The following is a 26,237-nucleotide window of genomic DNA, read 5'->3' on the forward strand; positions in this document are numbered from 1 at the left end:
TCGATGTTGCCGAGCGGCGCGTCGGGCACGGAGAGCGATGCTGTCAACCACAAGCGTCTGCGCGGGCGAGGAGAAAGGCCGCTTCGCGCACGTTGCGGGTGAGCTTGGCCGCAGCCTCGAATTCGGCGCGGGCCTCGGCCAGCCGGCCGGCCCGAAACAGAAAATCGCCCCTCGCCGCCGGCAATGGCGCATAATTGCGCAAGGCGGCGGCGTCGGCAATCTCGTCTACCAGCCGCAGGCCCGCTTCGGGCCCGAAGGCCATGCTGTGGGCGACCGCTCGATTGAGATCGACCACCGGCGAGGGCATCACTGCACGCAGCCGGTCGTAGAGCGCTGCGATGCGGAGCCAGTCGGTGTCGGCCGGAGTGCGCGCCCGCGCGTGACAGGCTGCAAGCGCGGCCTGCAACACATAGGGGCCATCGCCCCCGAGGGCTTCGGCACGGGCCAGCGCGTCAAGGCCTCGGCGGATCAGCAGCTGGTCCCAGCGCGCGCGGTTTTGCTCGGTCAGGGTCAAGAGGGCGCCGTCCGGCCCGATGCGTGCCGGCAGGCGCGATGCCTGGATTTCCATCAGAGCCAGCAGGCCGAACACCTCGGCATCCTCGGCCATCAACCCCGCCAGCATGCGGCCGAGCCGTTGTGCCTCCAGGCACAGGCTCGGCCGGACAAGGTCGTCGCCTGCCGTGGCAGCATAGCCTTCATTGAAGATGAGATAGATGACCTCCAGCACCGAGGACAGACGCGCCGCACGCTCGGCGCCGCGCGGCACTTCGAAGCTGAGCCCGGCCTTTCCGATCGTCCTCTTTGCGCGGACGATGCGCTGGGCGATCGTCACCTCGCTCGACAGGAAAGCACGGGCGATCTCGTCCGTCGTCAGGCCGCCGATGACACGCAGCGTGAGGGCCGCGCGGGCATCGGCCGAAAGTATGGGGTGGCAGGCTGTGAAGATGAGACCCAGCAGCTCGTCGCCAAGATCGTTGTTCATGGCCATTTCGTTTCCCTCGGCCGTACCGTCGCACTCGCCGTCCAGCTCCCGCGCGATCTCCTCATGCTTGCGCTCGCGCATCTTGTCGCGACGGATCGCATCGATGGCGCGGTGTTTGGCGACTGTCATCAGCCAAGCGCCAGGATTGGCCGGAACGCCGGTCCTGGACCATTCGGATAGGGCTATGACGAGGGCGTCCTGCACCAGTTCCTCTGCAAGATCGACATTGCGCACGAGGCGGGCCAGGCCCGCGATGAGCCGGGCCCGTTCAATGCGAAAAATCGCCTCGATCGCCTGCTGCGTCTCGCCTGCCGTCATGCTGCCTTATCGGCCAAAGCCATAACGAAGGCAAAGCAGGTTGCGGCCGACAGGTTCAGTTGCCGCTGAGCTTCTCGCGCGTCCGGTCATGGATTTCCGTGACCTCCGGCGTCAGATTCCCATTGCCAATCAGCCATCTCGTACAGCGGCCGGATTTCAATCTCGCTCGGTCCCGGCATGGGATTGGGGCAGCGCTTCACCCAGGCGACCGCCTCGTCCATGTCCTTGACTTCCCAGAGCCAAAAGCCGGCGACCAGTTCGCGGGTCTCGGCGAAAGGCCCGTCGATGACCGTCCGGCGGGGGCCATCGAAGGCAACGCGCTTGCCCTGCGAGGAGGGCTTGAGGCCATCGGCGTCGAGCAAGATGCCGGCATTGCGCAGCTCGTCGTTAAACCTGCCCATCGCCTCCATCGCCTCCTTCGCCTCGGGCGTGGGGACAAAGCCCTTTTCGCTGTCCTCGGTAGCCTTCACGAGCACCATCACACGCATCGTCTGTCTCCTTGTTGAGCCGGACTCACCGGCCCGGCATCGAAACGACGAACGGAGTTTAGGAAATCGACATTGTCCTGCAAATTTTTTTCGAGGTTGAGGAGAAGCCGCCGATCGCGGCTCCCCTGGTCAGGAATCGCGATGGCGCGATATCGAGATTGGGCGCAACGCTGGTCGCCGATTGTAAGTAATTGAGTGGCCCGCCTAAACCATTTCGGGACGTTTTGAAGCCTCGCGGATCGCCTTGTGTACGCTGCGCTGCAAATCCATGAAGGCCGGGGTTTCCATGACCTCTTCCCGGCGCGGGCGCTCGATATCGACATTGAAGGTCTGCATGATGCGTCCCGGGCCGATCCCCATCACGACGATGCGGTCCGACAGGTAGACGGCTTCTTCCACATCATGGGTGACGAAGAGCACGGTGAGCCTGTGCTCCTCCCAGATCTGCGTCAGGAGTTCCTGCATCTGATGCCTGGTCAAGGCATCGAGCGCGCCAAAGGGCTCGTCCATCAGAAGCATTTTGGGTCGATAGGAAAGAGCACGCGCTATGGCCACCCGTTGCTTCATGCCGCCCGAAAGCTCAGACGGATAACGATTGGCGCTGTGAGGGAGCTTGACCAGATCGAGATGCTCGCGTGCTATCCTGCGGCAGGTCGCGCGATCATGACCCGCGGCCTTGAGGGCGAACTCGATGTTCTGCTGCGCCGTCAGCCAGGGAAGCAGGGTGTAGGACTGGAAGACGACGCCGCGGTCGAGGCCCGGCTGCAGGATCGGCGCGCCATCGATGGCAAGATCTCCCGCGTCGAAATCCTGCAGTCCGGCAACGATCGACAGCAGCGTGCTCTTGCCGCAACCCGACGTGCCCACCAGCGAGACGAACTCGTTGTCGGCAAGATCGAGATTGATATCGCGCAGCACTTCCGTGCGCCGCGCGCCCGTGCCGAAGCTCTTGTGGAGACCCTCGATCCGCAATTTGGGCAAACTCATCGGCCCGGCCTCATTGCACGTGGCCCTCCTGCCGGAACAGCACTTTTCCCAGTGCCTTCATAGCCTGGTCGGTAATGAGGCCAAGCACGCCCAGCAGCAGGATGTAGCCGATGATGGTGTTTGTCTGGAAATAACGCTGGGACACGGTGATGCGGTAGCCGAGCCCTGATGTCGCCGCGACAAGTTCCGCCAACACCAGCCAGGTCCATGCCCAGCCGAGACTGATGCGCAACGTATCCCAGATGCCTGGCAAGGCGCTGGGAACCACGATGCGCGTCAGGATCCTGCGATCCGGCAGGCCGAGCGTCCTGCCAAGGCCGATGAAATCAGCGGGAACCCGCTTCACATTGTCCATGATCATCAGCACCTGCTGGAAGAAGGTGCCGATGAAGATGATCAGGAACTTCTGGGCATCGCCGGTCCCCGACCACAGGATGGAAAGGGGCACGAAAGCGACCACAGGCATGTAGCGGATGAAATCCACAAGCGGCTCGATCGCCGCTTCCCAAGTCCTGAAGCTGCCGATCAGCACGCCAATCGGAATCGCCAATGCCGAGGCGATGAGGAAGCCAACAGAAATACGGTATATTGAGGTCCTGAGATCCAGCCACAGCGTGCCGTCACCCGAGAGCTTGCCGAGCTGGGTCACCACGCTCCCCGGCGAGGGCAGGAAAATCGGCTTTACCAGCCCCAACCCCGTTGCCGCCCACCAGGCGAGGCCGAGGCCGGCAAAAACCGCCACTGCTATCATCAGGAAGCGCGAGCGTGCGATGGGCGCGCCCAACCCGGAGGATAGGCGACGGCGCATCGGCTGTTTGATCACCTGCCCCGGCGCTGCGTGAGACGGGCTTGGCTTGGTCGCACGCTGCTCGGACATTTGCGTCACCACCGCGAGCCGGCCCTCGTCATTTCGCGGCCTTGACGAATGACGGGTCGATCATCTGCTCCGGCGTCACGTCCGCCTGAAGCAGCCCGGCGTTCTTGGCGGCTGCCTCGACATCGGCGAATGTCTTGGTGGAAAATTCGCCCGTCAGCGCATCCTTGTTTTCGGCGAGAGTATAGTAACGCACGCCATCAAAGGCGGTGTTGAGGTCTTCGACGCTCGAACCAACCGCCTTGGAGATGATCGCCCGGCCGTCGGGCGTGTCGGCATTGTAAGCCTTCAGGGCCGCATCCCAGGTTTTGATCATGGCAAGCACCTGGCCGGGACGCGACTTGATCACCTCATCGCGCACCACCAACACGTCACTGATCAGGCCGGGATCTTCGCCTGCGGTGAAGAGCAGCTTGACGTCCTTGTTCTGTGCCCTGGCCGCGGTGAGATAGGGCTCATAGGTAACCGCGACCGGGACCTGGCCGGCGATCAACGCACTGCCGGCATCCGCCGCCGGCATTGGAACCGGCTGGACATCGGCGATGGACATGCCGTTCTTGGCGAGCGCGTATTTGAGCAGGATGTCGCTCGTCGTGCCTTCCTCGAAAGCCACCTGTTTGCCCTTGAGGTCGGCGACGGAGGCGATGTCCTTGCCGGCGATCATGGCGTCCGCCGTCATGCTGACGTCGAGCAGAAGCACGATCTTCACCGGCAGGCCGGCCGCAACCATGCCCATAGCCGTGTGGGTCGCGATGTTGGCGGCATCGAGCTGGCCGCTCGCCAGGGCGGCGTTGATGTCCTTGTCCTCGGCGAAGTTCACGATCTGCACGTCGGACAGCCCGTTTGCCTTGAACAGACCCTTGGCTTCGGCGACGTGCCACTGGCCGTAGCCAAGCCATGGCTCGATGCCTATCTTGAATGTTCCTGCCTCAGGCGTCGCCGGAATTGTCGTGTCGGCCGCGTAGACCGCCGGGGCAAACCCGACGGCAGCAGCCATAACGAGTGCCCGAAATTGTCCTGCTAGGTTACGCATCATCTTGTTCCCCTTGATGATCAGGCCGCTTTTTTGAACCAAACATCCGGCCTGGTGAGAATGCGGGCTTCTGCTCTTGCGGCACCGTGCCTCGGCATCTTAGCTGTCCGTTCAACGAAAGTGCGACGATACTTCAACGTCAGCAACAGCGGATGTCAAGGCTAAATACATACATGCATATACAAGTTAGCCCCCCTCCTTCCGACTCTGATTCGCTTCACTGCGATCAGGTTTTTTTGGATGGAGAATATCGACTGCCAAGCGAGTAGCGGCTGCCAACGTAAGTCAGCTTGCTGATCGTGGCAACGACGGCGCCCGTCCATGTCCGGCGATGCAGAAACAGGCAGCAGCTACCGACGTCGATGCCCAGATACCGCGCCGTCTCGGCATCGGCAGGGGTCGCCGAGATGATGTGCTCGACCTCCGTCACGGGGGTTTTCTGCATGAGGTAGTCGTAGGTCGCTGTCTTGGAAAAATCCTGCTTGTCATAGTCGGGTATCAGGCCCGGGTTGACGAAGCGCTCTTCCAGTTGCACAGGCAGGTCGTTCTCGAAGTTGACGACGATGGAATGATAGACCGACACGCGCTTTGCAAACTCAAACGAAAGCGCGAGCTCCTTTGTCGGCGTGATCTTTTCGAGGACGATAACCTCGGAGCGATGCCTGTTTCCCCGCGCGACAATTTCCGCCGCGATGTTGTTGATCTCGATCAGTGCGGATTGCGGTCGAGGCGGCGCGATGAATGTGCCGACGCCCTGGAGCCGGATCAGAAAACCCGCAGAGGTCAACTCCCGCAAGGCACGATGGACCGTCATCCGAGACACGCCGAGTGTCGCCACGAATTCATTTTCGGACGGCAGCTTGCGGTCCTTGCTCCATCGCCCCGTTCCGATATTCGTCAGGATGTAGTCCTTGACCTTCTCGTAAAGAGGGCTGGCGGTGTCGGGCAAAGTGATCATTACAAAAATCCTTTCCGGCAAGGTTCGGAAATCACACGCGCCCGGCAGACCGCATCCGGATGATTGTTTTCAAGCCATCGCCCTGTCCCGCCAACAACCGCTTATAGGCTGCGGGAACATCATCCAGGCCGATCTCCCGGTCGATCAGTTCGACCATGGGCTCGGTCAATTCGCCGAGCATCCGGATGGCGTCGGGAAGCTCATCGGCAAAGGCGTGGCATCCCAGCAATGCGATTTCGCGTTCAACCAGGATGTTGGGATCGATATCGAGGCGGCCGTGGAATATGCCGACCATCGCAACGGTGCCGCCGGCGTCGAGAACGCCGAGCAACTGGCCGAGTGCTGCGATGCTGCCGGTCGCTTCGACGGCAGCGAGCAAGGGGGCATCCGCGGTGGCGGCGGCGATGGCGTTCCGGTTCAAATCGACGATGCTGGCGCCGGTGACCCGCGCCACGCGGGCGCAGCGGCCCTGATTGCGGTCGGCGACGAGCACGGTACCTGCGAATGTCCGGGAAAGCAGCAGTGCGGCAAGCCCGCCAATGGTCCCGCAGCCGACGACAAGAACGGAACCGGCCGTTTTCGGCAGACGCCGCACTGCGTGCAACGCTACAGCCAGCGGCTCGGCCATCGCCGCGACCCGTTCGTCAAGCACGGCATCGACGATGTGCAGGAGGCGTGCGGGCAGGACCGCCTGTTCGGCAAATCCGCCGTCACATATCTCGCCGACAAAGCCCAGCGACGTGCAAAGATGCCGCTTGCCTGCATGGCATTGCGCGCATTCTCCGCACCAGAAACGGGAATCGGCGACCACTCGGTCGCCAACACCGACGGTATCCACGCCCTCGCCGATGGCAATCACCGTGCCTGTCAGCTCATGGCCGGCCGTGGAAGGCGATCGGCTTATCCATTGGCCCGTGCGGAAGTTGTGGAGATCGGAACCGCAAATGCCTGCGGCATCGACCCTCAGCTTCACCCAGCCTGGCTCGGGAGCGCCTGGCGCGGCGATATCCTCGACGCGCAGGTCGCCGGGTCCATGGAGCCGCGCCGCCCTCATCGTCATCGTTTCCGCTCAGCCGGCGAGATAGCGATCGCGGATCTCCGAAACCGCGTTCTCATGCGAGCTGAATCCTTCGTAGCGGGCGAGCCTGCGGGCATGCAGGGCGAGTTCCGGATAGGCCGCCGAGGTCACATAGCCGACCGACGATCTCTTGACGAAATCCGTCACGGAAAGCGGTCCAAAGGTTCGCGCCCACCGGCTGGTCGGCAGCACCGCATTGGGTCCCAGGACGAAGTTGGCGAGGGTCACCGGCGTATGCGGACCCATGAGGATCTCGGCAGCTTCCGTGATACGTCCGAGATGCGCAAATGGCTCCGCTGACAGAATCTCGAGGTGCTCCGGCGCATAGTCGTTGATGAACCGGTAGCTGTCCTCCAGCGACTCGGTCAGCACGATGCCGCCGCGCCTTCCAGTCAGCACCGCGCGCGAGAACTCCACACGCTGTTCGCTCATCCGGGACCAATGTTCCGGTATCGCAATCAATGCGGCTTCGGCGACCTTGCGGCTGTGCGTCACCAGGTAGGCCGAGGAATCCGGCCCGTGCTCGGCCTCGATCAACAGGTCAAGAGCAGCCAGGCCGCCGTCGACGCTGTGATCGGCAAAAATGATCGCTTCGGAAGGACCGGCGGGGAGACCTGTGTTGATGATCGGGGACAACACGCTCTTTGCCGCCACCACCCAGGGGCTCCCCGGCCCGACGATCTTGACGGCAGGCTTCACAGTCTCGGTCCCATAGGCGACGGCGGCGACCGCATGGGCGCCGCCGCACTTGTACACGGTCTCCACGCCGGCGATGCGGGCAGCAACCAGCGTCGCGGCGTCGACGGAACCATCCGAAGTCGCAGGCGTCACGATCGCGATCTGGGGAACCCCGGCAATCACCGCCGGAACCGAGGTCATCATCGTCACCGAGGGAAAGGCGCCTTTGCCGCGCGGAACATAAAGCGCAACGGAAGCAATCGGTGTGTATCGGTCGCCCGCATAGGCGCCCGGCCGAACTTCCTTGAGCCACATCGTTTCCGGGCGCTGCTCCTCGTGGAAATGCCGGATGTTCTCAATGCCGAACCGGATACTCTCCACGACGTCCTTGTCGACCTTGTCGAATGCCGCGTCGAACTCCGCTTCCGAAACTTTCAGTCCACCGTCGGCAACATCGGCTTTGTCGAGTTCGCGTGCAAACCGGAGCAGTGCCGCGTCACCTTCATCCTTGACGGCCTGGATGATTGGACGGACCTTTTCGATGAAGGAAGACAGATCTCCTTCGGCGCGTTTCAGTAAACTGGCCCGCTGATCGACACTGAGGGATGACAGGCGGTGGAAGCTGACGTCAGACATGGCGGCTCCTTTTGTTAGAACGCAATTACGATTAGCGCTTGTCGATCACTTCTGGGACACGTCTCCGGCCCCTGAAGCCTTCAAATCGATGCGAGAAAGCCTCCATCCACGGGAATGGACTGGCCGGTTATGTAGGCTGCCGCATCCGAAGCGAGGAACACCGCGATTCCGTGCAGGTCCGAGAGATCACCAAAACGGCGCTGCGGAATCTTGGCGAGCATCGATTGCTGCCATGCCTCGTTGCTGTAGAACACGTCTGTCATCGCTGTTCTGAAATAGCCAGGCGCAATGGCGTTGACCCGGATCCCGAGATCGGCCCACTCTGCAGCAAGCGCCCGCGTCATGCCGAGGAGGCCTGATTTCGACGAGCCGTACGGCACCGCCGTGGGAACCCCAACCTCGGAGGTCAGCGAGCAGAGATTGATAATGACGCCGGGCCGCCCGGCGTCTCTCATCTGCCGCGCGGCGGCTTGGGCGCAGAAGAAGGCGCCTTTGAGATTCGTATCGACAATCCGGTCCCACAAGGCCTCGTCGACATCGAGTGAAGGCCGGACCTCTTCCACCCCCGCATTGTTGACGAGAATATCGAGACCTCCGAGCAGGCTGCCGGCCTCGGCTGTCGCCGCCCGGCAGCGGTCGACATCGGTGACATCCAGGGCGACGGCGTGCGCGACCCCGCCGGCGGTGCGGATGGCGGCCATCGTCTTCTCGAGCGAGGCCACGCTGCGCGCCGCGACCGCGACGTCGGCGCCGGCCGCGCTGAGCGCCTCGGCGATGCTGCGCCCGATGCCACGGCTTGCGCCGGTTACAAGCGCCTTCCTGCCTGACAGATCGAAGAGAGATGCGTTGCGCATGTCATCCTCCTTGGTAATGTCGCGCTTGGACCGATCGCGTCGAGACTATCCGAATGCAGCTTATCTATACAAGCATGTACATCATGGCTGTAGTGCGCCATGCGGAACTTTGCTTGTCAGAGCGGCAGCGCATTGACCGACATCGGACCGGTCTACGCGGTTCGCCCCAGCCCATCTGGAGTTCATCGGGAGGGGATAGATGAAGCGCGCAGTAGACCACGACGCGATGAGCGTGGTCGGCTATACCACCCCCTGGAGTGCCAAAGCAGGCCAGCGGATCAACCTCAGCCTGTCATGCGATCGGCCGATAAAGGCCACACGAATTTGCCGGCTCGACAAGCCGGCTCCGGAATTTCTCGCCTGGCCCATCGAAACGATAGGTGAAGCACGGCATCGGCATTTCGACCAGGGGTCGTTCCTGTTCGTGCGAGCCGGCGAACTGGCCAAAGTACAAGCCGTCCACGGCATTCGTTTCGAGCTGTTCCTCACGCGCAACGAAGGTGCGCGCACGATCCTGGAAGCAGGCGCCCTCGGGCTGCGCCTCCGCGACGGCGCATTTGTCGTGGAAATCGGCGGCGAAACCCTTGTCGAGAAGAAGGCGCCAACTGGTGTGTGGCTCACCGTCGAGTTGGATCTGCGGCAGGATCAATCGCGTCTGCGCATCAAATCCCATGACCGTCTCGCGCCTTACGAACTCCATGAAGGTTTTGCCGGCCCGGCGCGGAACCTCCAGGCGCAAGGCATCCATTTCGGCGCAAGCGCCACCAACCACGAACCTACCCTCAACGCGAAATTTGCTGCGATCCGGCTCGACACCCCACAGGGGACTGTTGCCTGGGATTTCCCGACGCTGTTACCAACGCAGGCGATCCTGACGTCGGGCGGAGCAGATCCGTTGCTCCTCGACGTGATCAATCAGCCAGCCTTCTGCGTGACTTCGGCACGCTGGGACGGATCGAGCTTCGAGCCTCGCTTGGTGCCGTCGCACTACGACGCTATCCATTGCCACGACGACGACATCGGCCCGCTTGAGTGGCCGGTCTCGCACCGCGTGACGATCCCCGAAAACGCACACCCAGGCGTCTACGCGTTCCAGGCCGAATGGGAGGGTGGCTACGAACGCGTGGTGTTCTTCGTCACCTCTTCACAGGTTTCGTCGCCGCTGTTGTATCTCGTGCCGACGGCCACCTATCTCGCTTATGCGGACGAATATCTCCCGGATCATCTTTATGAATGGAAAGGCGACGACCGGGGACATCGCTTCGCGATCGCCAACAATCTGAAATCCCTTTACGACTACCATTCCGACCTTAGCGGTGTTTCCATCTGCTCCTACAAAAAGCCGAAAGTGACGCTCAGGGACGATTACGATTATCCGCTCTGCGGCTGCCCACACAATTTGCCGGTCGATCTGCATTTCCTCCGATTCTGCCACGACAATGGAATCGTGTTTGACGTCATGACCGATCACGATTTGCACGAATGCGGCATAGACGGTTTGCGTCGACATCAAGCCGTCGTCACCGGCAGTCATCCCGAATATATGTCGATCGAGATGGAGCAGGCGCTGCGGCAGTTTGTAGCCGAAGGCGGCAGCATCGCCTATCTCGGCGGAAACGGCTTTGCTGCCACTGTGGCTTTCAAGGACGACCTGATGGAGTTGCGGCGCTCGCCGCTGGAGGCCGGCCGCACCTGGGACGGCCCTGTCGCCGAACAGGCGCTGTCGATCACCAACGAACCAGGCGGCTATCTCCGCTGCCGCGGCCGAGGCGAATTCTCGCTGATCGGCGGTGCAAATCTCATTGATGGGTTTCGATGGCGCACGCCCCTTCACGCGCACTGAGGAAAGCCATGAAGCAGGATGCGCATGGCTGTTCGAAGGCGTTGAAAATGCGACCTTCGGCACCGACGGCATGGTGCTGGGCGGTGCCGCGGGCTACGAAGTGGATGCGACGTATCCAGCCCTCGGCACTTCCGCTGACACCGTCGTGATCGCGCGGGCGACGGGATTTCCCGACAGCTTCTTCCAGGATCCGACGCGCTGGTATGAGGGCGGGGATAAGCAACGCATCGCCCGCCGCTGCGCCGAAATGACCCTGCGAAAGCTCGCAGCAGGCGGCTTGATCTTTTCCGCAAGCTCGGTTGCCTGGTGCGGCGCGCTGCCAGCCGCAGGCGCCATGAACGATGTCGGCAGGATCACGCTCAATCTGCTTACCCGCCTCGGTGCGACGAAAGGAGAACCAGGCCGAGAAAAATCGATAAGCTGATTGGCGCCGTTACGGAAAGACCCGTATCCGGTCTTGGGAAATCAAATCAGTCGGCGTGCACCGGCTTCGTCTCACATGCCTCTCGCCACCTGGCGGACGGCAGTTGCCTCAGCCGCAACCAGCCGGCGAAATTGCAGCCCGGTGGTGAAAGTTGGGCGGAGGCCTATGTGGCGAGCGGTGACTTGGCGGAGGAAGTCGCGAAGTTGAAAGCCCAAGAGGGCAAGCCGATCATCGCCCACGGCGGAGTGAGCTTCGCCCGCAGTCTCGTCGCCCAAGGACTGGTCGACCAGCTCGCCCTGATGGTGGCCCCGTGGCGCTGGGCAAAGGCCTGCCGCTGTTCTCCGAACTCGCCGCGCCGATGTCTCTCAAGCTGGTGAGCTCGAAAGCCTTTCCGGGGGCCGCGGTGGCGCAGATTTACCGGCCAACGTGAACAGGTCAGAGAATGTGTGCAGCCAACGAACCGACGAAGTAAGGGCGAGGTATAAATGAATGCGATCCCTTCGGATCGTCGTCGATCGATAGGAGCCTGTGCATGGCGAAGCTTGTGTTCGGAATGATGCAGTCGCTCGACGGCTATGTCGCTGGCGCCGAGGGCGAGCCCGGGCTGCCGATGCCGGGCGTGGCGCTCCATCGCCACTTCAACGCCCATGTGCGCGGGATCGCCGGCAGCCTCTACGGCCGGCGCATGTACGAGGTAATGCGCTATTGGGACGAGGGTCAGCCAGGACAGGACCAGGTCGGGCGCGACTTTGCGGCGGCCTGGCGGGCGCAGCCGAAATGGGTCGTCTCTCGCACCCTGAAGTCGGTCGGGCCGAACGCGACGCTGGTGGACGACGATCTCAAAGGGTTCGTTAGGGCGCTTAAAGCCGAACACGAGGGCGAGATCGAAGTCGCCGGACCGGAGCTTGCGGGTAGTCTGACCGAGCTTGGCCTTGTCGATGAGTACCGGCTCTACTTCCGTCCCATCGTGCTTGGTCGCGGCAAGCCATTCTTCGCCGGCCCGCGGCCGCCGCTGCGTCTCGTGGCCAGCGACCGGGTTGGCGAGGACGCGATCAGAGTGACGTACGTTCCCGCCTGATCACAACCCACCCGACACCCTAACGTCCGTCGGACCGAATTTGAGCTCATTCCTACTCGATTGTTCCAAATCTAGTTAGGCCATTGATATAGCTAGGTTTTTTATTCGTTGCCGCGCAAGAAGCCGACCCATGGGCCGTCAAAACGTTACAGTCTTGATTTCAAATGGAAAAATAGCACGAAAATTTTTTGTGCGGTTTCGGCATCTATCGAAGTCGATCGCCTTTTCCCGACCCACTTTGGGCAACTCAGGTGGGTTTCACAGCGAACCAAGAAAGTACCGTCACTAACTTTCATAGCACAGCGCGCCACAACGCGACCCGCCGCGGCAGCGTCATCCAAGCGCCATCCCTCTCCGTTTGTAGGTGAACTGGACACCGCTGGCAGTGCAAACTGGGCACTCCCGGCAGCATAAACTGGACACCTCAAGACCCACCCGCTCCGAGGACGCGACAGCATGGTTCAAGGTGCAATGTCGCGCCCTCCACTTGCTGAACTTCTTCCCGGAGGGGGCCGGGGGAGGTTGAATAACCTGTGGAAAGCCTGTGGGTCTTTTTGGGACCGTTTGCGGACCGGCCTGAGCCTAGGAATCGTTTTGCTCAACTGCCCCTTCGAGACGGCTGACCGGCCAAAGACGTCCCTCAGGGGAGAGGGGCCCCGCGTTCCGTGGCACCGGCCCGCAACCTTCAGAATATGATAGCCCGCGGCAACCGGAGAAGGGAATCTGTGCTCTCAAACCAGCATCGACTGCTGGGCGGAGATACCCGCCGTCGCGCCATGCGATGTTGCCAGGGTGACCGAGGCCATGAGGGGGTTGGCGAGGTCGCCGGCGGCGTAGATGCCGGGAATGCTAGTTTCGCGGCGCTCGTCGACCTTGAGGGCGATGCCGAGGGGCGTATCGACCGTGGCGAGGCCCAGTGATTCATGCAGGCTTGCGGACGGCTTGTTGCGCGGATGGGCGAACAGGATGTCGACCGCGACATTGCGGCCGGTATCGAGATTGACGGTGGCGATATGGCCCCCGTGATGGGCGATCTCGGTGATCCGGCCATCGACGACAGGTATGTTGCGGCGCGCCAGATCGGCCCGGATATCGGGTGGAATGTCGTGACCATCGGCGAAGAGCGTCAACGTGTCGGTCCAATCGTGGTACAGCCTGACATAATTGTGCGACTGCGGGCCGGACCAGACGAGGCCCCAATGCTGGCCGGCGGCTTCAAAGCCGTCGCAATAGGGGCAGGGTACGATGGACGTGCCCCAGCTTTCGGCAAAGCCCGGAACATCAGGCATCTGGTCGGCGACGCCATAGCTCAGGATCAGGCGCCGCGCCCCAAGGCTTTCGCCATCGCCAGTGAGGACGGAGAAATCGTCGATGGCGCCGGAGACGCTGTCGGCCCGGGCACTGACCAGCCTGATCGTGGGATAACGCGCCAGCTGCTGCCGCGCCTCGGCCAGGATGTCCAGCGGTGGCTTGTGATCGTGACCGAGCAGGCCATGCGAGTGGCCGGCGAAGCGATTGCGCGGCAGGCCGGTATCGAGAACTGTGACCTTGCGGCGGGCACGGCCGAGCTGCAGGGCGCCGGCGAGACCGGCAAAGCTGCCGCCGATGATGATGACGTCATCCATGGTGATAAGCTCCGTGTTGTCGATGGAGGGGGTTGGGCTGGGCCTGGCGCGCAATATCGTCCAGCGATACGCGCTCGACACCGGCAGCTAGCAGGGCTTCGGCCTCTGCGAGAAAGTCGCCCATCTGTGTTGACCGGCCGGACAATGCCGCATTCGATATCGCCGGGCGCCCCGGGAAACTTGATTTGGAGGACAGGTTGAAACCTACCCATTGGCTTGCACATTTCAGATACTACATGGTATCGTAATGCAAGAATTAGGATACTGTCAAGTACTGGAATTGTCGTGACCGTAAACAGCCAGGGCCGGCGCGGCCGGCCCGCCAACGAGGCGCTTGGCCAAACGATAGTCGACGCCGCGTGCGAACTCTTTGTGGAATTGGGTTTTCAAGCGACGACATTGGACAAGGTCGCCCAGCGGGCGAAGATATCCAAGCTCAGCATCTATCGGCACTTCGAGAACAAGGAGGCGCTGTTCAGCGCGGCCATCGCGGCCGGCTGCCATCAGTTGTTTGCACCACAGGCCCTTCTTGAAGGCGTCGACGGTTCGGCCGAAGATCAGCTCATGGCGGTGGGATCATCCCTGCTTCGCACGCTGTTGAGCTCGGACGTCCGCAGTGTCGAAGCCATGATCATGGCCGACAAGACGAATCAAAGGTCGTTAAGCAAGCTCCATTACGAAGCCGGCCCCGCCCATGTCATCGCCCAAATCGAGGCCCTGTTGCGTCAGTTGCACGCGAAGGCGGTTCTGAACGTGCCCGATCCTCTCCGGTCCGCCCGCTTGTTTGCCGCGCTTTTCAAAGGATCCGATCTCCTGATTATCGCACGCTTCGATGAGGCGAGAGCAGAGGACGACAACGAAATCGAATCCTATTGCCGGTCGGCCGTCGCCCTGTTCATCGCCGCGCACGGTGGCAACGACCACGCGGGCGGATAAGCATTTGATTGCTCCGGGCAGCTTGGCCGGGACCGTCGTCCAGGCGCTTCGTCATATTGGGCCGGCGCGCGCGGCCGAGCTTGCACAGATCGCGGCACCTCATCTTTCTCCCAACGATAAAAAGACGCTCGCATCTACCGCGGTCCAAGCTCCCGCCTGGATGCGGTCGACGCTTCTCTCCATCGCAGATCCGGCAGCAGTCGGGACAACATTTGATAGGTGATGCGACGGTGCCATCCGACGATATGCGATCGGGTCCGGAACATCGATCGGTACCGCAGCCAAAGCTGAAACTATGTATGTCGATAACTAAAGTACCGTCAGCGCGGAAATGTCATGCTACGGGGCATTTTCGTTATATATTTCAAAGCGTTGACACACAGAAAAAGTACCGTCAAACCCTAAAAACGAATGACGGTACTTTTTAGAATGCTCTGTCGGATACGAAAAACACCGTCAAAAGTACCGTCAGAGTGATCTGCTACAAGCTGCGAGCCGCGCCAGGCGCTCCGATAAACTTAACGATTTCAATGATTTGATAGGTTTGTCAATTCCATTGATAATGTGCCCTGGCTAGCAGTCTTCTCTGCCCGCAAATCATTGTATTTTCTGCGAAATTCTACGCTAGAGCCGCCTATCATCGCCGTTTCCCTCACTCCCACTCGATTGTGCCTGGCGGTTTGCTCGTCACGTCATAGACGACGCGGTTGATGCCGCGCACCTCGTTGATGATGCCGGTGGCGGCTGCGCCCAGGCATGCCATCTCGTGACGGTAGATATCCGCGGTGCTGCCATCTACCGATGGTGATGCGCGTACATACCGATAAGGGCAGCGGTCACGAGCCGCGCTGTCCCCACGGGCATTGCTCTACGTGCGCCCTTCAAGGAAAAGGAGCATTGTGACGGGGCTTAGCTATAGACGCTGTAGCATTGATCTAATGCGATTTATCGCAGCATCGACGCCTTGCCTAGGCAGACTTTCAACCTTGTAAAATGAAAGGAACGTAAGCGAGGCTTGAGGAGCACAGGTATTCAGAATAGCTGTCTTGAGAACACGCCGCATTGGCCGCCTGAGGATCAGCCAATCGACCCACCAAGGTGAGCCCAAAGTTGTTATTGCAACCACCTTCCTTAACTGGTGAAGTCGCGGTTGTATGGCACCAAGATCGGCTGCGTGATCGTATGCAATACCAGGCACCCATACCCTGTCGAACCAGCCCTTCAATATAGCTGGAGGTCCGAACCACCACGTGGGAAAAATCAAGACGATAGTCTCGGCCCAGAGAAGATCCTCAATCTCTTTAGCTACCTCTGTGGTCTCGAATCCGGAATAGTAGCTCGCACGCTCCGCCGGTGTAAGAGCCGGGAAGAAGCCAGATCGATACAGATCAACATGTCGGCACTGGTGCTTCGCATCCACCAGGGTGTCGATAGCTGCGTTCGAAAGCGTTTGGCAAAGGCTTGGATTGAGTGGATGAGCCGTGACAATCAAACATCGCATACTAATATTTTGAATCCTCCCCAATTTGGTTGCGCTGCGCGTCATCATTCGTGCGGCGCGGTGCTCGGGCAAAGCTTCTCATACCAATCATGGGATTTCGAAATAGCTGTACGCGCCACAGTCTTCAAAGAGCAATTGCTTTTCAACGCCGAGAATGGCCCTTCTCGTCGCCTTGAGGGACTAGAGGCCACCATGCAAGGACAATCGCCTACATCTGCCGGGGTATTATCGCTTCCGCCACTCTGCTCTCGGCAGCTCGCTAAGACTCCCCCTCATTCCCACTCGATGGTTCATAGCTATGGTAACTCGCTGATTTGGCTATCGCAAATCCTTTGCGCATGACGAAGAACCCTCTTGCGATCCGTCAGAAATTTGCGCTCTTGATTTCAAACACCAATTTCGACGGTCCACGATTTGCTCGTTTCGGCGACTATCGGTATCAATCGGTCGATTTCTTTCTGACGGCCGCCGACCGCTCGAGACAGCGCCATCGGCGACCTGCCAGGCGTCAGTCGCGCGATATGGACAGCCCCGCGAGAAGCGGCGCGTACGCGGCGAGCCTGCGGGATACGAACTCCGTGAAGAGCCGTACGCGCTTCGTCTTGCGTGTCTCCCCCTGTGTGAGAAGCCAGAGCGTTCCGTACATGTGCAGGTCGGTGCCCGGCACCCTCGCCAGCAGGGGGTCGGCATCGCCGACGAAGCAGGGCAGTGTCGTGATCCCGAGCCCTTGCCGTACAGCAACGATCTGCGCCTCGGCGTCCGTGGTCCTGAAGGGAACCGCCGTGGTGCGAACCTCACCCTCGCTGGCCCATTCCGGAATTCCATGAATGCTTATGACGATCCACCGGATGGGATCAGGTGCGCCCGCACGCCACGCGGCTAGTCGATCGCAGGACATATAGACGCCGCCGAACAGCTCCGGTCCCTTCAGGCCGTGAAGATTGAGCGGCAGGGTTTTGCGGTCGTAGACGACGCGGATCGCGACGTCGGCCTCTCGGTTGGTCAGATTTGCCAGCTCGCCGGACGACAAGATTTCCATCTCGATGTCCGGATGCAGACGCGCGAAGTCGGCGAAGTCCGGCATGAGCAGGTGTGTCGCGAGGGGCGGTGCCAGCGTCACCCGCAGAAGCCCGCGCACGCTCTGGTCGCGCCCGAAGACGCGCGTCTCCAGCAGGTGCGACGACACTTCCATCTGGTCCGCGAACTCGAGGACCTCCTCGCCCGCAGTCGTCAGGCGGTAGCCCGAAGGCAGCTTTTCGAACATGTGCACCCCGAGGCGTTCCTCGAGCTGGGCGACACGTCGCAGCACGGTCGAGTGGTTCACACCGAGGCGCTCGGCGGCGGCCCGCACCGAGCCTCCGCGCGCGACGGCAAGAAAGTAGCGAACGTCATCCCAGTCGATCATGGTGCAATCCGGCACCGCGCGGTGCGCCTTCCAAAGCCCGTATCTAACACATCGAACAGCAGTACGGGCGGTCATCATAGCCTATGTCGACGCGCGCGGCTCAATTCCGAACGGCGGACGCCGATCGTCGCGGCTGGCGTCAGTCGTCCAGCCGGATCGATTTCGCACCACCGATGTGCGCGCTTCCGCACTCAACAACTGACGCCGGCGGACCCATTTCGAGGTTCTCGGGGGTGTCCCCGCACAACCAAAGGCGAAGGCCTGGAAGGATAAGTCATGGGAAAGCTTGAAGGGAAGGTTGCAGTCATCACCGGCGGCGCTACCGGCATCGGCCGCGCCGCAGCAAAGCGCTTCATCGAGGAGGGCGCCTTCGTTTTCATCTTCGGCCGTCGGCAGGAAGCGCTCGACGCCGCTGTGGCCGACCTCGGGCCCAATGCCCGCGCGGTGAAGGGCTCGGTCTCCGATCTGACCGACCTCGACCGACTTTACGCTGCGGTGAAGGCCGAGCGTGGAACCCTCGACATCGTCTTTGCCAATGCCGGGGCGGGAAGCCAGCTTCGGCTCGGCGAGATCACCGCCGAGCACATTGACGAAACCTTCGACACCAATGTGAAGGGTACGATCTTCACGATCCAGAAGGCGCTGCCGCTGATGAGCGAGGGCGGTTCGATAATCCTGACCGGATCGAGCGCTGGCACCACGGGCGCCCCGGGGATGAGCGCCTACAGCGCGAGCAAGGCGGCAGTGCGCAACCTCGCGCGGACCTGGGCGGAGGACCTAAAGGGCACCGGCATCCGGGTAAACGTGCTGTCGCCCGGGGCCACTGCGACCGAGCTAGCGAAGGAAGCGCTAGGCGAGGAGGGCCAGAAGGTCTTCGCCTCGATGACTCCGCTCCAGCGCATGGCCGATCCGGCGGAGATCGGGGCGGCGGCGGCCTTTCTCGCGTCGTCGGACAGCAGCTTCATGACTGCCAGCGAGGTCGCCGTTGACGGCGGTCTTGCGCAACTCTGACGCGCTAACCCAGCGCCGTTGAAGGCCGGGGAAATCAATACCAACACGGATCGGAGAAGATCATGAGCTACGCAATTGTAGGATTCGGTAAGATAGGCCAGGCCCTCGCCCACGCCTTCGCCCGTAAAAACATCGACGTGGCCGTCGCGAGCCGCCGACCGCCCGAGGCGTTGGCGCCGCAGGCTCGGGCGATTGGACCCACGGTAGTCGCCAAGTCGCTGCGGGATGCACTCGAGGCCGACACAATCATCTTGGCAGTCCCGTTCGGGGAGCATCGCGAGGTTGCGAAGGCTCTGCCGAGCTGGGAAGGCAAGACAGTCATCGACGCGATGAACGCGTTTCCAGTGCCTGAAGAGCTGGACGGTCTCCCATCCTCCGCCGTCGTCGCGAAGGCGTTCACCGGCGCCAAGCTCGTCAAAGGGTTCAATCATTTGGGTGCGGCCACTCTGGCTGCCGATCCGATCGTCCAGGGCGGGCACCGTGTCGTCTTTCTGTCGAGCGACGACGAGGACGCGACCGCTCCCGTGGCGGCCTTGGCCAAACAACTCGGGTTCGCACCCGTCAAGCTGGGAAAGCTCAACGAGGGTGGCGCGCTGGTGCACGCGCGCGGCCGCACTTGGGGCCAGCTCATCTTCCAGGATTTGTTCAAGAAGGAGCAGTAATCGATGTACGACCATGTGACTTGGCCCGAGCGATATGATCCGAAAACGTCGGCCATCTACGCACTCAACGACATTGACGTGAAGGCGCCGCCTGAAGCGGTCTGGAAGCTGCTCGTCGAAGCCGAGAATTGGTCGAGCTACTTTCCCGCCGAGGATCAGGTCAAGATTCTGACGGGGGAGCCGGAACTGGCGCTCGGAACGCGATACAGCCGTGTGACGGTTGGATTTCCGATGAGTCTGGTCGTGACGGAATGCGAGCCCCTTCGCAGGCTCGCATGGGCGACGACAGTTGATGGCGACGAGACCGGCTCAAGCGCATACCATGGCTGGGTCATCACGCCTACGGACCATGGCTGCCATGTGCTGACCGAGGAAACGCAGCAGGGCCCCTTCTTCCTCGATGAACTCGGGCGCAAACATCCCGGCGCACTCTATCGGTATCACCAAGACTGGGTCGAAAGCCTCGCCCACGCAGCGGAGGCGGAAACAGCGAAGACGACAGTGGATTGATTGCGCTTCCTGTTTAATTTTGGAGATGAATGAGATGAATATCGAACTCAAAGGCCGCAAGGCCATTGTTACCGGATCCACCGCCGGTATCGGCCGCGCGACGGCGGAGGGGTTGGCACGTGCCGGTGCATCGGTCGTCGTCAACGGCCGTGGAAACGCTCGGGTCGATGAGGCGGTGCGGCAGATGCGGCAGGCCTTCCCCGGCAGCGACATCTCGGGTATCGCCGCTGATCTTGCGACAGCGGAGGGGGCAAAGGCCTTGATCGCGCATGCGCCGGACGCCGATATCCTTGTGAACAACGTCGGTACAGCACACATCCGGAGCTACAACGGCGTCGAGGATATCGCAAATATCCCCGATGAGGACTGGCTTGACCTCTTCCAGTTGAACGTAATGAGTGGCGTGCGCGCGAGCCGTCATTACCTGCCGCGGATGGTGGCGAAAGGCTGGGGCCGCATCGTGTTCATAAGTAGCGAATCCGCAGTCAACATCCCTAAGGAAATGCTCGACTATGGCGTGACCAAGACCGCTCAACTCGCGGTCTCACGCGGGCTTGCCGAGGCGGTCGCGGGCACGGGCGTCACCGTCAACGCCGTCCTGCCGGGACCTACCCGCTCTGAGATCCTGGGCAACTTCATGGCGAAACAGGCTGACGCAAATGGAATCACGCAGCACGAAGCCGAGCAGGGCTTCCTGCAGGCGATGCGTCCGACGAGCCTCATCCACCGCTTCGCGACCACCGATGAGGTGGCCAACATGATCATCTACACATGCTCGGAGCAGGCTTCGGCGACCACCGGCGCGGCTTTGCGGGTGGATGGTGGCGTGGTCCGCTTCGTCGCGTAGCAGGACGACCAAATTGTTCCGTTCGGCAACTCGGGTCCGCTGTCGGCCAAGCTGCTGAAGCATGGCACGCTTAAGTCTACAGGGATCTGGCGCACGGCATGCGCACGGTCCACGCATTGCGGGAGCACTCTGAAACTATGCGAGGCACGAGAACGTATTCAGCTACGGCGCCGTCCCCGCTGTGCTCGGCGGCCGTGCGCTCGTCTCGTTGGTCCCGCCCCGGGGCTTAGACCATGATACAAATCCACGGAACATAATGTCTATTGTCCGAGGAATTGGATCGGCGCTCCGATCCCAATCCAAAGCATGTGCTGTGAACGGCGCGGTGGATCGATCCCTTTGAGCATCTCTACACATAATCGAAGGTCTATCGCCGACCTGTAAAACGGCTGCTTGTTCTTGCAGAATAGCCCGCGAACTATCGCCTCCTATCGTTGACCAACAATTTCCGAATATATCCGACAGTACTCCACCTACTCTACCGCACGCCCCCTCACTCCCACTCGATTGTTCGGACGGACCATAAGCATCTGATTTCGCTCGAAATTTCTCAGTTTAGATGACAATAAGCCGACATGGGGGCTGTCAAAAATCTACGCTGTTGATTTTAAACAGATTTTTCACTGAATATTTTTCGCATGGTTTCGGCATCTATCGAGGTCGATTGCCTCTGAGAGCCGATTTTTAGCGGCTGGGAGCCGCTCCGCTAACAGCGGAAAAGTACCGTCATGTCTCTTATAGCAAGGTTTCGTCGCCCGGGCGAGGCTCGTCCAATCCGCGCCCCAGAGCAAGCCTACACGAGGGCCTGACGCACCGTGTCGCCGTGAAGTCAGGTGGCCGGCAAGCCTGGATCGATGCCGGTCATGGCGATGGAGATGTCCCAGAGCCGCTTCGCAAGCGCGGGATCTTCGGCATGCGGCGCGCGCTTTGCTTCGCCGGCTACACCGCGGATTCCGCCAAGGCCGGTGGGACCGTAATAGCCTCCGGGCTTCACCTTGCCGGTCGCAGCCAAAAGTGCCGGCCACGCGCCCTTGTCGGAGCTATTGAGCAGCAGGCCGACGATTGGGCCTGCGATCTGGACAATCCCCATGTGGCGGCCAAGACTTGTATTGGCGACGCCAGGGTGAACGCCGATGGCTGTGACGGGCGACTTCGGCGCGCGCAGGCGACGATCCAGTTCGAAGAAGAACAGCGCGTTCGCCAATTTGCTGCCGCCGTAGCGATCGGTCTTGATGTAGCTCTTGTCGGCGTTGAGGTCGTCCCAGTCGATCTTGGCCTTCAGATGCGCGATGCTCGAGGTCACGACCACCCGCGATCCCGGCGTCTCCGCCAGTTTGGGCAGGAGCAGCGAGGTGAGCGCGAACACGCCGAGATGATTGACGCCGAACTGCGATTCGAACCCCTGCTTCGTGCGCGTCAGCGGCGGATTCATGATTGCGGCATTGTTGATGAGCGCATCGATCCGTGGCTCCTTCGCCGCGATCTCGGCTGCGGTGCGAACGCTGTCCAGGTCACCGAGGTCGAGCGGCAACCAGACGAGATCGGCATTCGGCGTGATCCGCTTGATCCGCGCGATGGCGTCCTGAGCCCTGGTCTGCTCGCGGCAGCCAAGCAGGACGCGCGCGCCCCTGGCGGCAAGCACCCGCGCGATTTCGAACCCGACGCCGGCGTTGGCGCCTGTGACGATGAAGCTTTTTCCCGTCTGCTTGGGAACGTTAGTTTCGGTGAAACCCTTGCAATTCGACATTTTCGATCCTTATCTATGAGTGACTACATACTCATTTATGGGCTAAAACTCAGGCGGCAGACCCCTTCCAGAAAAGGTCGAACCCGGCCTGCCGGATGGCGTCACGTTCCTGAGGTTTGGCTGTGACCGCGTTGATGCTGATGTCGGCCAAGTCGAAGAGAATGGTATCGATGTAGAAGGCGATCCTGTCAGGCGCGGCATGGCCGGCGAGACACTCCTCCACCATCGTCCGCGCATCCCGCTGCATGGCGTGACACCGGTTCCGGCTTTCCGCTGTCACGCGATCCGACACCTTCAACTGACGAAGGGCCTTGCGCGCCGTGGCGTGAGCCAGTCCCCAGTCAATCAGACGGTTCCAGACCGCGAATAGTCGGTCTTTGGGGGAGGCGTCCGCCGGATATGGCGCCAGCATCATCTCTACCAAGTCGGCCTCGATCTCGAGAAAGAGCTGGTTGAGCAGATCGTCCTTGGTTGGAAAGTAAGTGAACAGCGTTCCCTCAGACACGCCAGCAGCCTTTGCGATCTTGGCCGTGGACGCGCCTGTGCCCAGGCTGGCGACGAACTCGGCCGCTGCATCGAGCAGTGCCTGTCGCTTTTCTTCACTGAGGGGACGCGCCATATTTCCGTCCAACGACATTGAGTGAGTACATACTCGATTATATAGGGAATAGCATGAGATTGGTCAAGGGATGCAGCCCCGCATCTTTCGCGGTCCATACCGACCAAGCTCGAATGAAGATTGTGTGGGCACACACCATGAGGCTGCGGCTGCCTTTTCAATAAGGGACGCAGTGGGGATCGAGATGTCTGTCGAAAGGGAATTGCAGTCCCCGGGGCATCATCATGCCTACTTCGATGAGAGCAGGTGATGGCACGCCCAGCCCTGACCAATCCAAAAGCGTGAACGGCACCACAAGCGGACATTACTCGGTATCTATCTATCGAGATGTGTGAGCCGCCTACACTACGACACAGTTTCCCGCAGTATCCGAAACTACGCTCCCCTCACTCCCACTCGATCGTTTTGAGCCATCGTAACGCGTTGACGCGGCAGCACAAACTTTTCTGCACGCCCTAAAGAACCGACTCTGCGATCCGTCAGAAATCTGCGCTCTTGATTTCAAAAGGGAATTTCGGCGATTCGGGATCGGCTCGGTTTCGGCGACTATCGACAACAATCGGTCGATTTCGACAGCCGCGCCGCAACAAGCCGCGACCCACTGGGGACCAAAAAAAGGACCGTCAAACACGGCCGAACGGTCCGCACGGTAGCGCCCGGCATTCGCTCGTCGCCGTGGCGTGCCTCACTTGCCGTATGACGCAAGGAACACCCGCACGCCGGCCGCGGCGTGCCGTCGAAGCGCCGCCGGTTTTGGAATCGCATCGTCACCCAACAGCATGACCCTGTTCAAAGGCTCGCCCATAATCAACCAATTGAACTGGGAAGCGGCGACGGCCGGATCATCGATCGCAAGCAGGCCGTGATCAGCCAAACGCTCGAACAACACTGCCATCGCCGCAATTGCGCGCCCGGGTCCGCCATCGAAGAGCGCCTTTGCCAGTTCCGGGAAGCGGCCGACCTCGCCGATCACCAGACGGCGCAGCTGCATGACGCGCGGCGTGAGTACAGTGGTAAGCTGTCGGTACGCATAGCGCCGAAGATATTCGGCAACATCTTCGCCCTCGGCGAGGTCCGGCATTTCAGTGTGGACCCTATCGCTGGCTCGATTGGTCACGCTGCTCACGATCTCTACGAACAGCGTCTCCTTGCTCGGAAAATTCTTGTAGACGGTCTGTTTCGACACGGCCGCAAGCGCCGCGATCTCGTCCATGTTGGTGGCCAGATAGCCCTTTTGCAGAAACACCTCTGTAGCCGCATCGAGGATGGCCCGCCGCTTTTTCGCCGACCGTCCGTGCGGTTCGAGTTCTTCTGAAACACCTGCTGAACGCGTCGTGGTCATGCTCCTGGCGTGTCCGCTGCCGATTGACTCATGGGTACTAGACCGTCTAGTTTGATTTGGACCGAGATGCAACGGGGAGAGATCGACAATGCACATCCAGTTCGCGGAGCTTCCGGTGTTCGACCAGGAACGCGCCAAGGCGTTCTACATCGATCACCTGAACTGCCGCATCGTCGCGGATCAGCCCATGAGCAATGATCTGTGGCGATGGATCGAACTCGGATTTCCAGGTGCCGAAACCACCCTCCACTTCCTAAGGCGCAAGGACGAAACACCATCTGAGGGGCCCGTCCTCGTGCTGGTTGACAACGAAATCGAAGTCACCGTTCAGAGACTCAAATCGCGAGGCGCCGAGATCATAGCAGAACCGCGCCCCGCGCCATGGCAACCGGGGCGCACGATCGCGGAATTTCGGGACAGCGAGGGCAATTGCATGATGATCACGAGCAGATGACGCACTCACCTATCATGACCGCAACTTGCTCTTGCGGTGGCGTGGAACTCAAAGCCTTCGGCAGGCCGATCGTGAGCAGTGCCTGCTACTGCGACGACTGCCGGAAGGGAGCTGATCAGATCGAAGCTTTGCCAGGTGCTGGCGCCATACGCGATCCCGATGGCGGCACCGCATACATCCTCTATCGAAAGGACCGCATCGAGTGCTCCAAGGGGGCCGAATTGCTGAGGGGTTACAAGCTTAAGGAAACTTCAGCCACGAATAGGGTCATCGCCATGTGCTGCAATTCAGCGATGTTAATGAACTTCGATAGAGGTCCGCATTGGGTCTCGGCATACAGAGCGCGGTTTCACGGAGAACTCCCGCCACTGCAGCTGCGGATTTGCACTAAGTTCAAGTCGGACAGCGATGTCATTCCTGACGACGTGCCGAGCCACCGGGGTTATCCTCTAGGGTTCGTCGTTAAACTTTTGGCATCGCGCGTGGCGATGTTGCTAGGTCGATAAATCGGCCGCCAGCCTGCGCGATAAGACATTCAGATAGGTGCGCAAATCGGATACAGCCTTGCCGCTCAGGGCTCAGGCCTGAACGAATTTCTGTAGGCGGTCCGCCACGATCAGCCCTGCCCGGCTGTTCAAGTGCACGCCGTCGGTGTGAAATAGCCAGCCATTTACGCGGGCGACATCATCCGGACGCTGCCGCAGCACCAGTACGCGAAAAGCATCGCGATAGAATGGAAGAAAGTTGAACGCCGTGTAGGCCCGGCCAGGCGAGGCGCGAACTTCCTCGGTGAGCGCCTCATGGAGCGGGACATAGCCGCAGCGTTCCTCGTGCGCGATGGCCACCACGATCGCAGAATATTCCTTGATCCGCCGGTTGAGCTCGCTATGGAACGGGTCGTCCGAATCCGGCGCTTCTCCTATCGGAGGGAGCGAGCAAAGGCCGATGTCCGCCGCCGTCTCGCGCTTCAGCCTGCGTGCTATCTCGGCCAGATTCTCGTGGAACCAATCGGGCGAAGGCGTGCGGGGCAGACGCTTCCAAAACGTAAAGAACCGCCGCACTTTGCGTGACACGAGCGTGAGAACATCATTCCCGCCGACCCAGACGATGACCTTGTCGGGACGGCAGGCGAGCACATCCGGCAACCGCTGCAGCGCATTGTAGGCCAAGTCGCCGCCGACGCCAAAATTCCGGAACTCAAATTGCCCGTTGCCCGGCCGCCGGCGGAGCTCCGCCATCCAATCGAATGCCTGGCGCTTGCCCGCCGTGCTGCTCGACCCGAGGCACGCCACGATTTTTCGTTGAGGACGCACCATCGTAACTCCGCCAGGCCAGAAGTGAGAAATC

At 61.0% G+C, this 26,237-nt stretch carries 26 protein-coding genes and 4 pseudogenes; 13 read left to right on the top strand and 17 right to left on the bottom strand.

The window, feature by feature from the left end; genetic code table 11:
* Positions 1–43 precede the first annotated feature (43 nt).
* The 9 genes from NKH99_RS13215 to NKH99_RS13255 form a co-directional block, all read right to left on the bottom strand.
* The gene (locus NKH99_RS13215) at positions 44–1,300 is read right to left on the bottom strand and encodes an RNA polymerase sigma factor (RefSeq protein ID WP_353014361.1); all 1,257 of its coding nucleotides are present in this window, start codon (positions 1,298–1,300) and stop codon (positions 44–46) included.
* An 86-nt stretch (positions 1,301–1,386) separates the two neighbouring features.
* Positions 1,387–1,788, bottom strand: coding sequence for a YciI family protein (locus NKH99_RS13220; RefSeq protein ID WP_051406115.1), 402 nt, complete (start codon positions 1,786–1,788; stop codon positions 1,387–1,389).
* Between the two features lie 204 nt (positions 1,789–1,992).
* Positions 1,993–2,775 (bottom strand): ABC transporter ATP-binding protein, encoded by a 783-nt coding sequence (locus NKH99_RS13225; protein WP_352451005.1) that lies wholly within the window; start codon positions 2,773–2,775, stop codon positions 1,993–1,995.
* A 10-nt stretch (positions 2,776–2,785) separates the two neighbouring features.
* Entirely contained in the window at positions 2,786–3,583 is a 798-nt protein-coding gene (locus tag NKH99_RS13230) for an ABC transporter permease (protein WP_502900042.1), read from the bottom strand.
* A 97-nt stretch (positions 3,584–3,680) separates the two neighbouring features.
* The gene (locus tag NKH99_RS13235) at positions 3,681–4,682 is read right to left on the bottom strand and encodes an ABC transporter substrate-binding protein (protein ID WP_502893732.1); all 1,002 of its coding nucleotides are present in this window, start codon (positions 4,680–4,682) and stop codon (positions 3,681–3,683) included.
* Between the two features lie 226 nt (positions 4,683–4,908).
* On the bottom strand, positions 4,909–5,640 hold the full coding sequence (gene hutC / locus NKH99_RS13240; protein ID WP_352502138.1) for a histidine utilization transcriptional repressor HutC: 732 nt from the start codon (positions 5,638–5,640) through the stop codon (positions 4,909–4,911).
* A 31-nt stretch (positions 5,641–5,671) separates the two neighbouring features.
* Positions 5,672–6,694 carry a zinc-dependent alcohol dehydrogenase gene (locus NKH99_RS13245; RefSeq protein ID WP_352502217.1) on the bottom strand — a complete coding sequence of 341 codons (1,023 nt, stop codon included), beginning with the start codon at positions 6,692–6,694 and terminating at the stop codon, positions 5,672–5,674.
* A 15-nt stretch (positions 6,695–6,709) separates the two neighbouring features.
* Positions 6,710–8,032: a histidinol dehydrogenase gene (gene hisD / locus NKH99_RS13250; protein WP_352612040.1), complete on the bottom strand. Its 1,323-nt coding sequence runs from the start codon at positions 8,030–8,032 to the stop codon at positions 6,710–6,712.
* 80 nt (positions 8,033–8,112) lie between these two features.
* Positions 8,113–8,886, bottom strand: a complete 774-nt coding sequence (locus NKH99_RS13255) for an SDR family NAD(P)-dependent oxidoreductase (protein WP_352473450.1) — start codon at positions 8,884–8,886, stop codon at positions 8,113–8,115.
* A gap of 199 nt (positions 8,887–9,085) precedes the next feature.
* On the opposite strand from NKH99_RS13255, the gene NKH99_RS13260 reads away from it, so the two are divergent.
* From NKH99_RS13260 to NKH99_RS13275, 4 genes and pseudogenes are all read left to right on the top strand, one after another.
* The gene (locus NKH99_RS13260) at positions 9,086–10,729 is read left to right on the top strand and encodes a N,N-dimethylformamidase beta subunit family domain-containing protein (RefSeq protein ID WP_353014362.1); all 1,644 of its coding nucleotides are present in this window, start codon (positions 9,086–9,088) and stop codon (positions 10,727–10,729) included.
* Positions 10,692–11,153, top strand: coding sequence for a N,N-dimethylformamidase beta subunit family domain-containing protein (locus tag NKH99_RS13265; RefSeq protein WP_353014363.1), 462 nt, complete (start codon positions 10,692–10,694; stop codon positions 11,151–11,153). The genes NKH99_RS13260 and NKH99_RS13265 overlap by 38 nt, the downstream gene beginning before the upstream one ends.
* A 167-nt stretch (positions 11,154–11,320) precedes the next feature.
* A pseudogene (locus NKH99_RS13270) lies at positions 11,321–11,404 on the top strand (dihydrofolate reductase family protein); the annotation flags it as partial.
* A gap of 281 nt (positions 11,405–11,685) precedes the next feature.
* Positions 11,686–12,231, top strand: coding sequence for a dihydrofolate reductase family protein (locus NKH99_RS13275; protein WP_353014364.1), 546 nt, complete (start codon positions 11,686–11,688; stop codon positions 12,229–12,231).
* Between the two features lie 731 nt (positions 12,232–12,962).
* On the opposite strand, the gene NKH99_RS13280 is transcribed toward NKH99_RS13275, so the two are convergent.
* Complete coding sequence (locus tag NKH99_RS13280; protein WP_352612032.1) at positions 12,963–13,856, bottom strand: NAD(P)/FAD-dependent oxidoreductase; 894 nt, start codon at positions 13,854–13,856, stop codon at positions 12,963–12,965.
* A gap of 285 nt (positions 13,857–14,141) precedes the next feature.
* Here NKH99_RS13280 and NKH99_RS13285 point away from each other — a divergent pair, with 285 nt between their 5' ends.
* On the top strand, positions 14,142–14,792 hold the full coding sequence (locus NKH99_RS13285; RefSeq protein ID WP_353014365.1) for a TetR/AcrR family transcriptional regulator: 651 nt from the start codon (positions 14,142–14,144) through the stop codon (positions 14,790–14,792).
* Positions 14,788–15,015: pseudogene (locus NKH99_RS13290) on the top strand (hypothetical protein); the annotation flags it as partial. The gene NKH99_RS13285 and the pseudogene NKH99_RS13290, both read left to right, overlap by 5 nt.
* Positions 15,016–15,444: 429 nt before the next feature.
* On the opposite strand, the pseudogene NKH99_RS32730 reads toward NKH99_RS13290, so the two are convergent.
* From NKH99_RS32730 to NKH99_RS13305, 3 genes and pseudogenes are all read right to left on the bottom strand, one after another.
* Positions 15,445–15,609 (bottom strand): annotated as a pseudogene (locus tag NKH99_RS32730) (GMP synthase (glutamine-hydrolyzing)); the annotation flags it as partial.
* A 96-nt stretch (positions 15,610–15,705) separates the two neighbouring features.
* Entirely contained in the window at positions 15,706–16,341 is a 636-nt protein-coding gene (locus NKH99_RS13300) for an NAD(P)H-dependent oxidoreductase (RefSeq protein WP_352617777.1), read from the bottom strand.
* Positions 16,342–16,801: 460 nt separating this feature from the next.
* A complete protein-coding gene (locus NKH99_RS13305) occupies positions 16,802–17,698 on the bottom strand; it encodes a LysR family transcriptional regulator (RefSeq protein ID WP_352502130.1) in 897 nt (298 codons plus the stop codon).
* A 276-nt stretch (positions 17,699–17,974) separates the two neighbouring features.
* On the opposite strand from NKH99_RS13305, the gene NKH99_RS13310 reads away from it, so the two are divergent.
* From NKH99_RS13310 to NKH99_RS32735, 5 genes and pseudogenes are all read left to right on the top strand, one after another.
* Positions 17,975–18,709 (top strand): SDR family NAD(P)-dependent oxidoreductase, encoded by a 735-nt coding sequence (locus NKH99_RS13310; protein ID WP_352473458.1) that lies wholly within the window; start codon positions 17,975–17,977, stop codon positions 18,707–18,709.
* Between the two features lie 62 nt (positions 18,710–18,771).
* The gene (locus NKH99_RS13315) at positions 18,772–19,371 is read left to right on the top strand and encodes an NADPH-dependent F420 reductase (protein ID WP_353014366.1); all 600 of its coding nucleotides are present in this window, start codon (positions 18,772–18,774) and stop codon (positions 19,369–19,371) included.
* 3 nt (positions 19,372–19,374) lie between these two features.
* Entirely contained in the window at positions 19,375–19,881 is a 507-nt protein-coding gene (locus NKH99_RS13320; protein ID WP_352450990.1) for an SRPBCC domain-containing protein, read from the top strand.
* 34 nt (positions 19,882–19,915) lie between these two features.
* A complete protein-coding gene (locus NKH99_RS13325; RefSeq protein ID WP_353014367.1) occupies positions 19,916–20,728 on the top strand; it encodes an SDR family NAD(P)-dependent oxidoreductase in 813 nt (270 codons plus the stop codon).
* Positions 20,729–20,844 (top strand): annotated as a pseudogene (locus tag NKH99_RS32735) (alpha/beta fold hydrolase); the annotation flags it as partial. It abuts the gene before it with no gap.
* A 713-nt stretch (positions 20,845–21,557) separates the two neighbouring features.
* Here the strand turns inward: NKH99_RS32735 and NKH99_RS13330 are convergent.
* From NKH99_RS13330 to NKH99_RS13340, 3 genes are all read right to left on the bottom strand, one after another.
* Entirely contained in the window at positions 21,558–22,475 is a 918-nt protein-coding gene (locus NKH99_RS13330) for an oxidoreductase (RefSeq protein WP_353014368.1), read from the bottom strand.
* 49 nt (positions 22,476–22,524) lie between these two features.
* Positions 22,525–23,094 carry a TetR/AcrR family transcriptional regulator gene (locus tag NKH99_RS13335; RefSeq protein ID WP_353014369.1) on the bottom strand — a complete coding sequence of 190 codons (570 nt, stop codon included), beginning with the start codon at positions 23,092–23,094 and terminating at the stop codon, positions 22,525–22,527.
* Between the two features lie 685 nt (positions 23,095–23,779).
* Positions 23,780–24,436 (bottom strand): TetR/AcrR family transcriptional regulator, encoded by a 657-nt coding sequence (locus tag NKH99_RS13340; protein WP_353014370.1) that lies wholly within the window; start codon positions 24,434–24,436, stop codon positions 23,780–23,782.
* Positions 24,437–24,524: 88 nt separating this feature from the next.
* On the opposite strand from NKH99_RS13340, the gene NKH99_RS13345 reads away from it, so the two are divergent.
* Together NKH99_RS13345 and NKH99_RS32740 are read left to right on the top strand one after the other, a co-directional pair.
* On the top strand, positions 24,525–24,890 hold the full coding sequence (locus NKH99_RS13345) for a VOC family protein (RefSeq protein ID WP_353014371.1): 366 nt from the start codon (positions 24,525–24,527) through the stop codon (positions 24,888–24,890).
* 14 nt (positions 24,891–24,904) lie between these two features.
* Positions 24,905–25,396: a GFA family protein gene (locus NKH99_RS32740; protein WP_502894794.1), complete on the top strand. Its 492-nt coding sequence runs from the start codon at positions 24,905–24,907 to the stop codon at positions 25,394–25,396.
* A gap of 72 nt (positions 25,397–25,468) precedes the next feature.
* On the opposite strand, the gene NKH99_RS13350 is transcribed toward NKH99_RS32740, so the two are convergent.
* Positions 25,469–26,206, bottom strand: a complete 738-nt coding sequence (locus tag NKH99_RS13350) for an SGNH/GDSL hydrolase family protein (RefSeq protein ID WP_353014372.1) — start codon at positions 26,204–26,206, stop codon at positions 25,469–25,471.
* Between the last annotated feature and the right edge of the window lie 31 nt (positions 26,207–26,237).

It is taken from the genome of Mesorhizobium sp. M0854 (assembly GCF_040319815.1).
Classification (GTDB): domain Bacteria; phylum Pseudomonadota; class Alphaproteobacteria; order Rhizobiales; family Rhizobiaceae; genus Mesorhizobium.